General features: G+C 61.6%; 16 protein-coding genes. 4 read left to right on the top strand and 12 right to left on the bottom strand.

Translation table 11 applies throughout. The features are described 5' to 3' along the window. Positions 1–55: 55 nt before the first annotated feature. From PspR76_RS15965 to PspR76_RS15945, 5 genes are read right to left on the bottom strand one after another with little or no spacing between them, the layout of a single operon-like run. On the bottom strand, positions 56–847 hold the full coding sequence (locus tag PspR76_RS15965) for an AraC family transcriptional regulator (protein WP_159956710.1): 792 nt from the start codon (positions 845–847) through the stop codon (positions 56–58). 50 nt (positions 848–897) lie between these two features. Further along, positions 898–1,584: an arsenical resistance protein ArsH gene (arsH, locus tag PspR76_RS15960; RefSeq protein WP_159956708.1), complete on the bottom strand. Its 687-nt coding sequence runs from the start codon at positions 1,582–1,584 to the stop codon at positions 898–900. 12 nt (positions 1,585–1,596) lie between these two features. Beyond that, the gene (locus PspR76_RS15955) at positions 1,597–2,067 is read right to left on the bottom strand and encodes an arsenate reductase ArsC (RefSeq protein WP_159956706.1); all 471 of its coding nucleotides are present in this window, start codon (positions 2,065–2,067) and stop codon (positions 1,597–1,599) included. Between the two features lie 11 nt (positions 2,068–2,078). After that, the gene (locus tag PspR76_RS15950) at positions 2,079–3,362 is read right to left on the bottom strand and encodes an arsenic transporter (protein ID WP_159956704.1); all 1,284 of its coding nucleotides are present in this window, start codon (positions 3,360–3,362) and stop codon (positions 2,079–2,081) included. 19 nt (positions 3,363–3,381) lie between these two features. Further along, positions 3,382–3,738 carry a metalloregulator ArsR/SmtB family transcription factor gene (locus tag PspR76_RS15945; protein ID WP_159956702.1) on the bottom strand — a complete coding sequence of 119 codons (357 nt, stop codon included), beginning with the start codon at positions 3,736–3,738 and terminating at the stop codon, positions 3,382–3,384. A 177-nt stretch (positions 3,739–3,915) separates the two neighbouring features. On the opposite strand from PspR76_RS15945, the gene PspR76_RS15940 reads away from it, so the two are divergent. From PspR76_RS15940 to PspR76_RS15925, 4 genes are all read left to right on the top strand, one after another. After that, on the top strand, positions 3,916–4,131 hold the full coding sequence (locus PspR76_RS15940; RefSeq protein WP_078742613.1) for a hypothetical protein: 216 nt from the start codon (positions 3,916–3,918) through the stop codon (positions 4,129–4,131). Between the two features lie 71 nt (positions 4,132–4,202). Next, positions 4,203–4,898 carry an AzlC family ABC transporter permease gene (locus PspR76_RS15935; RefSeq protein ID WP_159956700.1) on the top strand — a complete coding sequence of 232 codons (696 nt, stop codon included), beginning with the start codon at positions 4,203–4,205 and terminating at the stop codon, positions 4,896–4,898. Beyond that, the gene (locus PspR76_RS15930) at positions 4,895–5,206 is read left to right on the top strand and encodes an AzlD domain-containing protein (RefSeq protein WP_159956698.1); all 312 of its coding nucleotides are present in this window, start codon (positions 4,895–4,897) and stop codon (positions 5,204–5,206) included. The genes PspR76_RS15935 and PspR76_RS15930 overlap by 4 nt, the downstream gene beginning before the upstream one ends. Before the next feature lie 337 nt (positions 5,207–5,543). After that, positions 5,544–5,897 carry a lipoprotein gene (locus PspR76_RS15925; RefSeq protein ID WP_159956696.1) on the top strand — a complete coding sequence of 118 codons (354 nt, stop codon included), beginning with the start codon at positions 5,544–5,546 and terminating at the stop codon, positions 5,895–5,897. Between the two features lie 145 nt (positions 5,898–6,042). On the opposite strand, the gene PspR76_RS15920 is transcribed toward PspR76_RS15925, so the two are convergent. The 7 genes from PspR76_RS15920 to PspR76_RS15890 all read right to left on the bottom strand — a co-directional run bounded on the left by PspR76_RS15920 (position 6,043) and on the right by PspR76_RS15890 (position 13,403). Beyond that, positions 6,043–6,747, bottom strand: coding sequence for a YoaK family protein (locus PspR76_RS15920; protein ID WP_159956694.1), 705 nt, complete (start codon positions 6,745–6,747; stop codon positions 6,043–6,045). Between the two features lie 69 nt (positions 6,748–6,816). Further along, a complete protein-coding gene (locus tag PspR76_RS15915; RefSeq protein ID WP_159956692.1) occupies positions 6,817–8,451 on the bottom strand; it encodes an ATP-binding cassette domain-containing protein in 1,635 nt (544 codons plus the stop codon). A gap of 123 nt (positions 8,452–8,574) precedes the next feature. Then, entirely contained in the window at positions 8,575–9,624 is a 1,050-nt protein-coding gene (locus PspR76_RS15910) for a DNA topoisomerase IB (protein WP_159956690.1), read from the bottom strand. 73 nt (positions 9,625–9,697) lie between these two features. Beyond that, positions 9,698–10,777 (bottom strand): molybdenum ABC transporter ATP-binding protein, encoded by a 1,080-nt coding sequence (modC, locus tag PspR76_RS15905; RefSeq protein WP_159956688.1) that lies wholly within the window; start codon positions 10,775–10,777, stop codon positions 9,698–9,700. Positions 10,778–10,782: 5 nt separating this feature from the next. Continuing rightward, complete coding sequence (modB, locus tag PspR76_RS15900; protein WP_159956686.1) at positions 10,783–11,463, bottom strand: molybdate ABC transporter permease subunit; 681 nt, start codon at positions 11,461–11,463, stop codon at positions 10,783–10,785. Next, entirely contained in the window at positions 11,464–12,225 is a 762-nt protein-coding gene (gene modA / locus PspR76_RS15895) for a molybdate ABC transporter substrate-binding protein (RefSeq protein ID WP_159956684.1), read from the bottom strand. A gap of 119 nt (positions 12,226–12,344) precedes the next feature. Then, positions 12,345–13,403: an NAD(P)H-dependent flavin oxidoreductase gene (locus PspR76_RS15890; RefSeq protein ID WP_159956682.1), complete on the bottom strand. Its 1,059-nt coding sequence runs from the start codon at positions 13,401–13,403 to the stop codon at positions 12,345–12,347. Positions 13,404–13,472: the final 69 nt, after the last annotated feature.

Raw genomic sequence — 13,472 nt, 5'->3', positions numbered from 1 at the left:
TCAGGCGAACAGTGTGCTGGTGCGGCGTGCAGGCGTCTTGAACCAGATTGCGCTTTTAGCGCTTCAACACGCTTTGATAGCGGCCTGGCGTGATGCCATACGCGGCACGGAAATGTCGATTGAGGTGGCTCTGGTCGGCAAAGCCCAGGTCATGGGCGACGGCGCTGGCCGAGGCGCCGTTGCGCAACAGGCCTTTGGCACGGCAGGTGCGCAGTTGCATGGCCCATTGCCTGGGGCTTAACCCTGTTTCTTTCTGAAAGGTACGCAACAGGTGGAATTTGGACAGGCCCAGTTCATCGCCCAATTGCTCCAGAGGCGTCGACTGGTGCAACTGTGCGGCGAGCAATTCCTGCGCGCGGCTGATCAGGCTGGTGCCGGTTTTCGCCGCGCCGGGCAGGCGCACACCGCTCACGCCGACCACTTCACCCAGCAGCAAAACCAAAGCGTCTTCATTCAGTTCGCGCACCAATACATCGCCGCTCAAGGCGCCTTTTACCGCCGCCGCCAGGCGCTGCGCCAGCTCGGGTTGAAAGCACAGCGAGCGTTCAAATTCCACATGCGCCAGGCCTAGATCCGCCGCTAACTGAGCAGCCGTGATGTACAGGCTGACGAACTGCCAAGGCGCGCAGTCCGCCGCGCCGCCACCCTGAATCTGCCCTGGGTTGTACAAGGTAATACTGCCGGGGCCGGCGTCGAATTCGCGGCGGTCGAGCCAGACTTTTTCCTCGCCCACGAGGTTTACGCCGATCACGCATTCATCATGGCTGTGGCGGGCAAAGGTCAGGCCGGTGCAGGTGGTGCTGCTGACTTCGTAATTGCCCAGCCAGGCGTGTTGCACGGCGCTCATCGCTATCACTCGGTTAGAGGGTGGGCATGAGCATACGCCGCCAGTGTGGCTCAGATCGACCGCTGATTGACGCGCTGTGACAGTTCAGCGGCGCTTTCCTTGCGTTCCGAGTAGCGGTCGACCAGATCAGGGCGATCGCGCAGCAACAGGGTGAACTTCACCAATTCCTCCATCACATCGACGACACGATCATAGAGCGCGGAAGGCTTCATGCGGTCCTGGTCATCGAACTCCATGAACGCCTTGGGCACCGAGGATTGATTGGGGATGGTGAACATGCGCATCCAACGCCCCAGTACGCGCAGTTGGTTAACGGTGTTGAACGATTGCGAACCGCCGGACACTTGCATTACCGCCAAGGTTTTGCCCTGCGTGGGCCGCACGGCGCCGAGGGCCAGTGGTACCCAGTCGAGTTGTGCCTTGAATACCGCCGACATCGAGCCGTGACGTTCCGGCGAGCACCACACCTGGCCTTCAGACCATTGCATCAGGTCCAGCAGCTCCTGAACCTTGGGGTGATCGTTGGGCGCATCGTCCGGCAGCGGCAGACCGGACGGGTTGAAAACTCGCGTATCGGCACCGAAGTGACGCAACAGGCGCGCGGCTTCCTCGACCAGCAAGCGGCTGAATGAGCGCGCGCGCGTGGAGCCGTAAAGCAACAGAATGCGCGGCGGGTGCGGCGGTTCGGCAGGCATCGGGTTGACGAGCGTTGTGTCGAGATTGGGCAGGGTGGTCATGAGCGTCTCCGGCTACAACTGCGCGATGCGGTCGAGTTCAGCTTTCAATTCAGGCGGGCTGAGTTGAGCAAAGGGCAGGGCGAAAAACGCCTGGCAACGTGTGGCGATGATGTCGAGTGTGGCGTTAAACGCGGCGTCGACGCGGGCGTCGTCAGCGTGCAGTTCCGACGGGTCTTCCAACCCCCAGTGCGCTTTAACCGCCGGGCCGAAATATACCGGGCAGGCTTCCCCGGCCGCCTTGTCACACACGGTGATGACCACGTCCGGCGGGCTGCCTTCAAAGGCATCATTGCCCTTGCTGTACAGCCCTTCGGTGCTGATACCCGCCGCCTGCAGCGTGCTCAGGCTGCGCGGCAGCACCTGGCCCTTGGGGAAGCTGCCGGAGCTGATCGCTTCGAAGCCCTGCGGCGCCAAATGGTTGAACACCGCCTCGGACAAGAAGCTGCGGCAGCTATTGGCGGTACACATAAACAGGACTTTCATGGCTATTTCCTTCAAATGCTCAGGCGCAAAGCGAGTGCGGCCAGGGTGATCAACAGCACGGGCAAGGTCAGCACAATCCCGACCTTGAAGTAGTAACCCCAGGTGATGGTGATGCCTTTGCGCGCGAGGATATGCAGCCACAACAAGGTGGCCAGGCTGCCGATCGGGGTGATTTTCGGGCCCAGGTCGCTGCCGATGACGTTGGCGTAGATCATCGCGTCCTTGACCACGCCCACGGCATGGCTGGATTCGATGGACAGCGCGCCGATCAGCACCGTCGGCAAGTTGTTCATCGCCGACGACAGCAGCGCGGTCAGCACGCCGGTGCCCATGGCTGCGCCCCACACGCCGTAGGTGGCGAAGGTGTCGAGCCAGGTCGCCAGGTAGGTGGTCAAGCCGGCGTTACGCAGGCCGTAGACCACCAGGTACATGCCCAGGGAAAAGATCACGATTTGCCACGGGGCGTCTTTCAGCACTTTGCGCGTGGAGATTTTGTGGCCCTTGGCGGCGATCACCAGCAGGAGCACAGCGCACACGGCGGAAATCGCACTGATGGGAATGCCCAGCGGTTCCAGGGCGAAACAGCCGATCAACAAAATACCAAGCACCCACCAACCGGCGCGAAAGGTCGCACGGTCATGGATGGCGCTGGTCGGGTCATCCAGGTCTGCCGGGTCATAGGCCTGTGGAATGTCGCGGCGGAAGAACCACAGCAACACTGCCAGGGTTGCTGCAACGCTGACGACGTTCACCGGCACCATCACCGCCGCGTACTCGTTGAAGCCGATCTTGAAATAATCCGCCGAGACGATGTTCACCAGGTTCGACACCACCAGCGGCAAGCTCGCCGTGTCGGCGATAAACCCCGCGCCCATCACGAAGGCCAGGGTCGCCGCCGGGGAAAAGCGCAGGGCCAGCAGCATCGACATCACGATGGGCGTGAGGATCAACGCCGCGCCGTCGTTGGCAAACAGTGCCGACACCAACGCACCGAGCAGCACCATATAGGCGAACAGGCGCCGGCCACGCCCTCGGCCCCAACGCGCCACATGCAACGCGGTCCAGGCGAAGAACCCGGCCTCATCGAGCAGCAGGCTGATGATGATCAGCGCAACAAAGGTGCCGGTGGCGTTCCAGATGATGTGCCACACCACCGGGATATCCGCCAGGCTGATCACCCCGCACGCTAGGGCCAGGATCGCGCCCATGGTTGCACTCCAGCCAACGCCCAAGCCTTTGGGCTGCCAGATGACCAAAACGATGGTGAAGATAAAAATCGCAATTGCGACAAGCATGAATAAACGCTCCGATGGCTCAGCAGCAGGTGCTGGCCCGTTGTGGTCTGTCGCCCATTGCATCAAGACGCTGCGCGTCGTTTTGCAACCATGGCTGGTTGGCTTGCAAGGTAGTTTCCAGCACGTGTGTCACCCAAGTGGGCAGTGCCGGGTTGATGCGGTAATAGACCCATTGGCCCTGACGACGGTCCAGCAAAAGCCCGCAACTGCGCAGTTGCGCCAGGTGACGGGAGATTTTTGGCTGGCTGTCGTCCAGAGCATGGATCAGTTCGCACACGCAAAGTTCGCCTTCACGCAGGATCAATAACGTCAATCGCGCGCGGGTGGCATCGGCCAGGCATTTGAACAGGGTGGGCGGGGAGATAAGGTCCGGCATGTCGAGGTCTTCGCATATATGGCTGGCCGAATATACGTATAGCCATATATGTAGGTCAAATCCTGAATTCGATTGACGTGGATCAAATGCCACCAAATCAGCCACAAGTGACTGAAATTAAAATGAAACACGAATGTCCTAAAGTGCCTGCCCATTGCTGATGAAGGAAGAACCCGCGTGACCCGTGCCACTCGCAACCTGCGCAAGACCCTCGATTCCGTCGCGGACAATAACGAAACTGCGGCGTTTGACCTGATGCGCGCCGTGGAAAAACTCGGCGACGAAGTGCTGCGCCAACGCCTGCTTAATACGATTCACCGGCTCAACCAAGATGCTTATGAGCTGCGCGAAGCGCGTGACTCGGTGGAGCAGGTCTCGGTCAAGCTCGCCTGAGCACGATCGTTCAAGACAATACCCTTATCGCGCTGGCATGCTTGTCGACTGTCTGTCGATGAGCCGTCTCCATGCCTACAGCCTTACCTCATTACGCCTTCGGGCGCGGCGCGATTGCCGTCATTCCGTTATCTCTTGCTTGTGCGCCTTGGGGGCTGCTGGCCGGTTCCATGGCCATCGATGCGCAATTTACCCCGCTGCAGGCCCAAGGTTTGTCCGCCATCGTGTTTGCCGGTGCCGCGCAGTTAGTCGCAATCGGCATGGTCAAAAGTGGCGCCAGCCTGATTTCAATCGTGCTGACCACCTTGCTGCTGACTTCCCAGCATCTGCTCTATGGCATGCACATGCGCCCGACATTGTCGTCGCTCAACGCGCGGTGGCGCATGAGCCTGGGGTTTTTGCTGACCGACGAATTCTTTGCGCTGGTCAATCACTATGACCGTGAGACGTTCAACCGCTGGTACGCCCTGGGCGTCGGCCTGACGTTCTATATCATCTGGAACCTGTTTACCCTGGCCGGCATCGTGCTGGGCAAAAGCATTCCCGGCCTGGACCAGTTGGGGCTGGAGTTTTCGATTGCCGCGACCTTTATCGCCTTGATCACCCCGGTGGTACGCGACGTGCCCACGGTGGTGTGTGTGGCGGTGTCGCTGTTGTGCTCGGTGTGGTTGAGTTACTTGCACTGGGAGTCGGCGGTGGTGGTGTCGGGTGTGTTGGGGATGAGCGCGGGGTTTGCCTGCAAGCGGCTGGGAGTGGGGCAGCGATGATTTACGTGATGATTGTGGCCATGGGCCTGGTGGTGTTTTTCAACCGCTACGTGTTCATTGAGCCGCGGTTGCCGGTGCGGCTCAATCGCGGCGCGCGGGAGTTTCTCGGGTTCGCGGTGCCGGGGATGCTGACGGCGATTTGTGGGCCGATTATTTTTCTCGCCGACCACACGCTCAACCTGAGCCCGGCCAATCCTTACTTGCTGGCGGGTATCTGCGCGGTGGCATTGATGTTCTGGACGCGCAGTGTGTTGATCACGGTGCTGCTGAGCATGGGGTTGTTCTATCTGTTTCGCTGGTGGCTCTGAGTCGCGAACACAGCAGATCTGTTCTTCTGTGGGAGCTGGCTTGCCTGCGATGGCATCCACGGGTGGCCACTGGTACACCGCGGCGCCCGCATCGCAGGCAAGCCAGCTCCCACATTGCGCACCGCGCAGGCAAAAAAAAGCCCGCGGGAGGGCGGGCAGAAGGGAGACTTCTTAAAAATGAGCCTGGCAACTATAGGCAGCGCCGCCTCCCTTCACAGTGAAACAAAATTCATTCGGCGGCCGGTAACGCCTTCTTCCTGGCTTCCGCCTTGACGTAATAATCCTTGAATGCCGCCTGCAAATGATAGAGTCGCGGTTTTTCCAAGGAGGCGATGGCATGCGGAAGGTGGTAATTGGCGCACTGATAGTGGCAGCACTGTCCGGTTGCGCGGGCTCGAAGATGAAGGAGGCGCGCACCGGTACGCCTTACAAAACCCTGGCGTCGGAAAAGGCCCCACTGGTGGTTGCCCAATGCATCCAGTTCGGCTGGCAGGACGAAGCGGTATTCGGCGTTGACGCCGGTGGCTTCAAGGAACCGCTCGAAACCGGCGGCTTCACGGTGTACACCACCGGCGGCGACTATTTTGTCGACGTGCGCAGCGCAGGCGCCGGTTCCAGCGTGAACTACTTCGCGGGCGACGACACGATGCCGGCTAAACGCCGCCTCGCCGCACTCGCGACTTGCCTGTAGGCCGTTGCCTTAGTGGTTTTCGGAAATGCCCGGCGGGACAGCCGCCGGACATTCGCTTATCATTCCACCCGCTCGCTCGACGTGATGGCTCTTTACCGGTACACGGATGTCGAGGCCGAAACGTCGGGCGGGCCTCTTTTTATCCTTATCGCGGCATGTAACCCAAGTGCCAGCGCCGGGGAATCTTCAGCGACACCACCCCCAGCACCGCCGCCAATGCGCCACTGACCAGCAGCGCCTTGAGGCCCAGTTGCTGCTCCAGCAGTGCGCCGATCACCGCGCCGACAAACATTCCGGCCCACGGGATCAACTGCACCCGCCAACCATTGCGCCGCTCCCCCAGCATCCAGCGCCCCAGCCCGCGACCAAAGCGTGACAGCGCGCCCGTCACATACGTCAGGCCCACCGGCAACCCGTTGACCTCTTCCACGGCCGCATTGAGCATGCCCATGGCGATAATCGCTGCGAGCAACGCCGGCAAGGTATCGACTAAAGGCCACAAGGCCGCGCCGCACAACAACGCCGCAATGCACAACAGCAAAGGCAGCGCATGCCGTTTGGCCAGGCGGCTGACCACCACGCCCAGGGCGTTGCCGACCACGAACATCGCGACCAGCAACAGCAAGCGTCCCGACAGGCCCACATCACCCGCGCCAATCGCCACCGCCAGCCGCGTGGTATTGCCGCTCATGAACGAGACAAAATCGCCGCTGGCCATAAAGCCGATGGCATCGGTCATGCCGGCCAGCACGGAAAGGCTCGCCACCAACATTAAACCGACCCGCCCTCGCCAACGCTGACGATGGGCGAGGGCGGCATTGGCGTAGGGTGTACGCGCTGCAGGCAGCATGGTGCTGGACTCCCGGGTGAGATTATTCGGCCACTACCGTAGGACGCTTTGAGCGCGCATGCAATGACCTCACACACCTTGCAGTCGCCAGCCTTCAGCTTGCCAGTTCAAATGGTGCGTCGGCCGGATAGCTTGCACAAACGCCTCGTCATGGGACACCACCATCATCGCCCCGTTAAAACCCTGCAACGCCTGTTCAAAGGCGAGTACCGACTGCAGGTCCAAGTGGTTGGTCGGCTCATCCAACAACAGCAACTGCGCCGGCACCTCGCGCCACAAGGCAATCGCCATGGCGGCTTTCAGGCGCTCACCGCCACTCAATCGGCCTGCCGGCTGCGTCACCTGCAGTGCGTCCAGATGCAGCAACGCCAGGCGCGTGCGCAGTTCGGCTTCGGCCAAGGGCGTATCGAGCAGGTTGAGCTGTTCGACGATGGAGCGATGGTCGTCCAGCAATGCCAGGTGCTGATCGATATACGCGCTGGGCACGTACACACTGCATTCGCCGCTGACTGCCTGCCAGTGATCCGCCAGCAGCTTGAGCAGCGTGGATTTACCGCAACCATTCGGCCCGCACACGGCAATGCGTAGCGGGCCCATGAGGTTGAGCGTGAGGTAAGTTGAAGGCGCTTGCGGGGCCAGCCACGGCAGTTGGGCGTTATGCAGCGTCAGTACGTGACGGCCGTTGGGCACTGCCGAGCCGGGCAGGGCCAACAGCGTCGGCGGTTCATCGACGACGCGTTCATAGGCCTGGCGCACCTGCCCATCCAGTTCATGTTTATACGCGCGATGTTCACTGCGCACAGTGCTGACAATCTCCTTCGCGGCGCCTTTCCAGCGTGCCTTGGTAAACCCGGTGACGTTGGCGGTTTCTGCGTGCTTACGCGCGCGGGCGGCATTGCGCTGCAGGCTGTCATGATCTTTTTGCAGGCGACGGCGCTCGCGGCTACGCGCCAGGCGTGCGTGTTCCAGGGCGGCGAGGGCGGCGTGTTGCTGCGCGTCGCGCTGCAAGCGGTAGGCATCATAGTTGCCGCCGTACACCTGAACACCCAGTGGCGAGAGTTCAATGATGCGGCCCATGGCGTTGAGCAACTGCCGATCATGACTGACCACCACCAGGCCGCCGCGCCACGCGCCGAGGACGCTCAGCAGCCAGTCACGGCCGACGCTGTCGAGGTGGTTGGTGGGCTCATCAAGAATCAGCAGTTGCGGCGTTGCCAACAGCGCACCGATCACTGCGATTCTGGCCAGTTGGCCGCCGCTGAGTTGCTCGGCTGGCGTGTGCGCATCGAGGTGGGGCAAGCCTGCGGCGTCCAGCGCAGTGCGCAGCTGCTGGGCGAGGTCCCAGCGGTCGTCGATCAGCGCCAGGTCGTGCGCCTGGGGTTCGCCCCGGGCCATGCGTTCAAGGGCGGCCAATACCTCGGCGGTGCCCGTCACATCGGCGAGGGTTGCACCGGGTTGAACAGCGAGTGTCTGCGCGACGTAGGCCACGCTGGCCGAGCCTTTCAGCGTGCCGGAGGAGGGCGCCAGCAGCCCGGCGATCAGTTTGGCGAGGATGCTTTTGCCACGGCCATTACGGCCGACAATCCCGGTGGGCGTGTGATCGATCGACAGGGTGAGGTCTTCCAGCAAGGTCGCGCCATCGGCGAACTGGAATGTCAGGTGTTGCAGGGAAACGAGTACGGGCAGCCGGTTGACGTCAGTCATCAGCACCTCCAAAAAATGTCGAACAGGCCAACAAGCGCGCCAGGCGGCTCGTTGCAGGTACATTTTGGAAGGCTTAGTTGTTCACGTCGGCGGTCATCCCGGGAGTCAGACGGGATTCAGAGGCTAACCCACCTTGGCTTTCTTCGGCAAGTCCGCAGCCAGTTGCTCGAGGAACATCGCCAGTGCGACTTCTTCGGCTTTCAAGCCCTTGCGCACCCGTGGCTTGGGCAGTTTGGACAGCTCGCCAAGGCTGAAATGCTCCAGCACGGCCGGGTGGATATAGCACTTGCGGCACACCGCCGGGGTGTTGCCCAGCTGTTTGGCGACGTCCTTGACCATTGCCACCACATGGCGCTTGGCATCCGACTCGGGCTGCCACTGCAATTCGCGCAACACCGCCAGCGCCATGGCGGTGCCGGCCCAGGTGCGATAGTCCTTGGCGGTGAAGTCTGCGCCGGTGAGGCTGTGCAGGTAAGCGTTAACGTCGTGGGAGCTGACGGTATGGCGTTCGCCGTCCTCATCCAAGTACTGAAACAGGTTTTGCCCGGGCAATTCGAGGCAACGCTTGACCACCGAGGCCAGGCGCCGGTCCTTGACGCTGATCTGATGCTCGACGCCGCTCTTGCCGCGAAACTGAAACTTGATCTCGCTGCCCTTGATGTCCACATGGCGGGTGCGCAAGGTGGTCAGCCCGTAGGATTTGTTATCGCGGGCGTATTGCGTATTGCCGACGCGGATCAGTGTCGCGTCCAGCAGCATCACCACCGTGGCCAGGACTTTTTCCCGGGTGAAGCCGGGCTCGGCGATTTGCGCCTCCAATTGTTTACGCAGTTTCGGCAAGGCGTTGCCGAACTCTTGCAGGCGCGAATACTTGTCGGTATCGCGCACTTCACGCCAGCGCGCGTGATAGCGGTACTGCTTGCGCCCGCGCGCATCGCGGCCGGTGGCTTGCAGATGGCCACGCGGGTCGGCGCAGATCCATACATCGGTGTAGGCCGGCGGCACGGCCAGAGCATTCAGGCGTTTGATTTCATCGGCATCGGTGATGGTCTGGCCTTTGGCGTCGACATACTGGAACTTGCCGCGCACCTTCTTGCGGCGGATCCCGGGTTGGGTGTCGTCAACGTAATGCAAGTCGCGGGGCAGGTCGGCAGGCAGCGCGGCGTCGGGCATGGTGCAAATTCCTTATCGGTAATCAGGCCGGTATGTCTGATTGACCGCAGGGTTTTGCGCGGGTGCCAAATACTTACGCGAGCACCGCAACCGCCTTGATTTGCGCCCACAACGCCTGGCCGGGATGCAGCTGCAACTGGTCGCGGGAGAAGCGCGTAATCCGCGCCAGCAACGGCGTGCCGCCGGCATCCAGGCGCACCAGCACATGGGCGTTGTTGTCCGCCGAAATCTCCTCGGCCACCGTCACCGGCAAGCGGTTGAGGATGCTGCTGGCTTCCTGCGCCTGCAAGCTCAGGCTCACATCGCGCGCCTGCACCTTGATGCGCAGCTGTTTGCCCAACGCCAGCGGCGCATGGGCAACGCGTATCGATAAGGCGCTGTCGGGCAACTGCAACGTGAGCAATTGGTAGTGTTCGTCGTAGGCGCTGACGCTGCCATTGATCACCACGCCGGCGTCGTCGCCCAAGGCGAGGGGCAAATCCAGCCGCGCCAGGGTTTCGCCAATCGGGCCGCTGGCCAGGGCCTTGCCGTCGCTGAGCAAAACGATGTGATCGGCCAGCCGCGCCACTTCGTCCTGGGCATGGCTGACGTACAGCAGCGGAATATCCAGCTCATCGTGCAGACGTTCGAGGTACGGCAGGATCTCGCTTTTGCGTTTACTGTCGAGGGCCGCCAGCGGTTCATCCATGAGTAATAGTTGCGGGCTGGTGAGCAACGCGCGGGCGATGCCGATGCGCTGGCGCTCACCGCCGGACAAGTGCTGCGGATGGCGCTCAAGCAAGTGGCCGATGCCCAGCAGTTCAGTGGCGTGAGCCATGTCCACGCGGCGAAGCGTGCGTGGAATGCGCTTGAGGCCGAACTCCAGGTTGGCCCGCACTGACAGATGGGGAAACAGGCTCGCTTCCTGGAACACATAACCCAACGCACGCTTGTGCGGCGGCACGAACACGCCGTTGCGGCTGTCTTGCCAGACGTCATCGTTGATCTGCACAAAGCCGTCCTCGGCCCGCTCCAGCCCGGCGATGCAGCGCAAGCAGGTGGTTTTGCCCGAGCCGGAATGCCCGTACAACGCGGTTACGCCACGGCCGGGCAACTTCAAGTCCACATCCAGCGCAAAGCCCGAGTATTGCATTTGCAGGCGTACATCAATCATGGCGATCAGCTCCAGCCCATCTTGGTTTTACGGCTGGAGTAGAGCGCCAGCAATACGAGGAAGGCGAACACCACCATGGAGCCTGCCAGCCAATGGGCCTGGGCATATTCCATGGCTTCGACGTGGTCGTAGATCTGCACCGAGACCACGCGGGTCTTGTTGGGGATATTGCCGCCGATCATCAGCACCACGCCAAATTCACCGACAGTGTGGGCAAAGCCCAGAATCGACGCGGTGATAAAGCCTGGGCGAGCCAGGGGCAGGATCACCGTGAAAAACGTGTCCCAAGGATTGGCGCGCAGCGTAGCGGCCACTTCCAGCGGGCGCGTCCCGATGGCGGAGAAGGCGTTTTGCAACGGCTGCACCACAAACGGCATGGAATAGATCACCGAGCCAATCACCAGCCCGGCAAAGCTGAACGTCAGGGTGCCCAGGCCCAGCCATTGCGTGAACTGGCCGAAATAGCCGTTCGGGCCCATGGTCAGCAGCAGGTAGAAACCGATCACCGTGGGGGGCAACACCAACGGCAGCGCGACAATCGCCCCGATGGGGCCGCGCCACCAGGAACGGGTGCGCGACAACCACAGGGCAATCGGAGTGCCGATGACCAACAGGATCACAGTGGTCAGTGACGCCAGTTTAATGGTCAGCCAAATCGCAGAAAAATCGGCACTCGACAGCGGCATTTACTGGGCCAACTCGTAACCGTAGGACTTGATCACCGCAGCGGCTTTCGGGCCTTTGAGGTACTCGACCAGGGCTTTGACAGCGGCGCTGTCTTTACCCTTGGTGAGGATCACCGCGTCCTGCTTGATCGGGTCATGCAGGGCAGCCGGCACGATCCACGCCGAACCGCTGGTGACTTTGCCGTCTTTATAAATCTGCGACAGAGCGACGAAGCCCAGCTCCGCGTTACCGGTGGAGACGAACTGGAAGGCTTGGGTGATGTTCTGCCCGGTGACCAGTTTAGGCGCGACCTTTTCGGTCAGCCCTTCCTTGGCCAGCACTTGGGTGGCGGCGAGGCCGTAAGGTGCGGTTTTTGGATCGGCGATGGACAGGTGCTGGTATGCGTTGTTCTTCAGCACCTCGCCTTTGGCGTCGACGTAACCTTCCTTGGCCGACCAAAGCGCCAGGGTGCCGACCGCGTAGGTAAAGCGCGAACCTTTGACGGTGGCGCCTTCGTCATCGAGCTTTTTCGGCGTGGTGTCATCCGCGCTGAGGAACACTTCGAACGGCGCGCCGTTTTTGATCTGTGTGTAGAACTGGCCGGTGGCGCCGTAGGCCGCGACGAGTGTGTGGCCGGTGTCTTTTTCGAAGTCGGCGGCAATCGCCTTGATCGGCGCAGTGAAGTTGGCGGCGACGGCGACTTGCACTTCATCGGCGTGGGCCGAGCCCAGGGCAAAGGCGGCAATCAGGGCAGGGGCGAGGCGTGAGGCGCGGATCATCATGAAGCAGCTCCTTTGAAGGTGTACGGCGCGTTATAGTTAGAAGGCGTAACCGCTATGTATGGGAATATATAGCGGTTGGCCATTGCCGGTACAGTGCAAAGTTGCCCCAGGCGTTAGTTCTATTTGAACCTGGCCAGTGCCTGCGCGGCCAATTCGCGGGTCAGCGCATAAGTGGAGATGTCTCTGCCCAGGCGTAACGCCTGGCCGGACCACAGGTTGCTGAAACCGGCTTCATCCTTGGCTTTAAGTGGCATCAACGCACCACCGGACGTGGGAAACGCGGGAGCGGCCGGGTTGATCGCACCGAGTTCACGCATCACACGATTGACGATGCCACGCGCCGGGCGGCCGGTGAACAGGTTGGTCAGCGCGGTTTCGCTGGCCTGGGCGTGGCGCAACGCAGAGTGGTGGGACGCGCTGACGTTGGCTTCGGGGGTAAACAGGTAAGCCGTGCCGATTTGCACCGCGCTGGCGCCCAGGGCGAATGCCGCGACAAGGCCGCGCGCATCCGCAATACCGCCAGCGGCAATCACCGGCACGCTGACCGCATCGACGATTTGCGGCACCAGCGCCATCAGGCCGATCTGGGTATTCAGGTCGTCGCTGAGGAACAAACCCCGATGCCCGCCTGCTTCAATCCCCATCGCAATGATGGCGTCGCAGCCATGCTGTTCCAGCCAGATCGCTTCTTCCACGGTGGTGGCCGATGACAGCACCTTGGCGCCGGTGGCTTTTACGCGGTCAAGCAAGGCTTTTTCCGGCAGACCAAAGTGAAAGCTCACCACTTCGGGGCGAAATTCCTCGACCACTTGGCAGGCGGCGTCATTGAACGGTGCGCGGTTGGACACGGGGGTTGGTGCGTCAAAATCGGCACCGAGTTCGCGGTAGTAGGGCTCCAGCAAGTCCTTCCAGCGGCGGTCGCGTGCAGCATCGGCTGCGGGCGGTTGATGGCAGAAGAAATTCACGTTGATAGGGCGCGAGCTGGCCTGGCGAATCGTAGCCAAGGCCTCGCGCAATTGCTCGATCGTCAGCGCGGCGGCGGGCATCGAGCCCAGCGCGCCGGCTTCATTGGCGGCAATCACCATGGCCGTTGTGGTTGCCCCGGCCATGGGGGCCTGGATGATCGGCACTTCAATGCCAAGCAGGTCGAGAATTCGCGTGTCTGGCCAGGTGCTCATGGGATGCGTCTCCAGCGTTAGTAGGGCTTTTCGCTGTTTTAGCAGGGTCATTGGCACCGGGCCAGTCTG

The organism is Pseudomonas sp. R76 (assembly GCF_009834565.1).
Classification (GTDB): Bacteria; Pseudomonadota; Gammaproteobacteria; order Pseudomonadales; family Pseudomonadaceae; genus Aquipseudomonas.
Note: the sequence above shows the minus strand (reverse complement) of the source record. Positions and strands in the feature narration are given on the sequence as shown.

Bases quoted from the DNA above. Each gene is read 5' to 3' on its own strand.
- modB (WP_159956686.1), bottom strand. From the start codon at position 11,463: ATGCCGCTGTCGAGTGCCGATTTTTCTGCGATTTGGCTGACCATTAAA.
- PspR76_RS15945 (WP_159956702.1), bottom strand. From the start codon at position 3,738: ATGCCGGACCTTATCTCCCCGCCCACCCTGTTCAAATGCCTGGCCGAT.
- modA (WP_159956684.1), bottom strand. From the start codon at position 12,225: ATGATGATCCGCGCCTCACGCCTCGCCCCTGCCCTGATTGCCGCCTTT.
- arsH (WP_159956708.1), bottom strand. From the start codon at position 1,584: ATGACCACCCTGCCCAATCTCGACACAACGCTCGTCAACCCGATGCCT.
- PspR76_RS15950 (WP_159956704.1), bottom strand. From the start codon at position 3,362: ATGCTTGTCGCAATTGCGATTTTTATCTTCACCATCGTTTTGGTCATC.
- PspR76_RS15935 (WP_159956700.1), top strand. From the start codon at position 4,203: ATGCCTACAGCCTTACCTCATTACGCCTTCGGGCGCGGCGCGATTGCC.
- PspR76_RS15890 (WP_159956682.1), bottom strand. From the start codon at position 13,403: ATGAGCACCTGGCCAGACACGCGAATTCTCGACCTGCTTGGCATTGAA.
- PspR76_RS15955 (WP_159956706.1), bottom strand. From the start codon at position 2,067: ATGAAAGTCCTGTTTATGTGTACCGCCAATAGCTGCCGCAGCTTCTTG.
- PspR76_RS15925 (WP_159956696.1), top strand. From the start codon at position 5,544: ATGCGGAAGGTGGTAATTGGCGCACTGATAGTGGCAGCACTGTCCGGT.
- PspR76_RS15920 (WP_159956694.1), bottom strand. From the start codon at position 6,747: ATGCTGCCTGCAGCGCGTACACCCTACGCCAATGCCGCCCTCGCCCAT.
- PspR76_RS15915 (WP_159956692.1), bottom strand. From the start codon at position 8,451: ATGACTGACGTCAACCGGCTGCCCGTACTCGTTTCCCTGCAACACCTG.
- PspR76_RS15965 (WP_159956710.1), bottom strand. From the start codon at position 847: ATGAGCGCCGTGCAACACGCCTGGCTGGGCAATTACGAAGTCAGCAGC.
- PspR76_RS15910 (WP_159956690.1), bottom strand. From the start codon at position 9,624: ATGCCCGACGCCGCGCTGCCTGCCGACCTGCCCCGCGACTTGCATTAC.
- PspR76_RS15930 (WP_159956698.1), top strand. From the start codon at position 4,895: ATGATTTACGTGATGATTGTGGCCATGGGCCTGGTGGTGTTTTTCAAC.
- modC (WP_159956688.1), bottom strand. From the start codon at position 10,777: ATGATTGATGTACGCCTGCAAATGCAATACTCGGGCTTTGCGCTGGAT.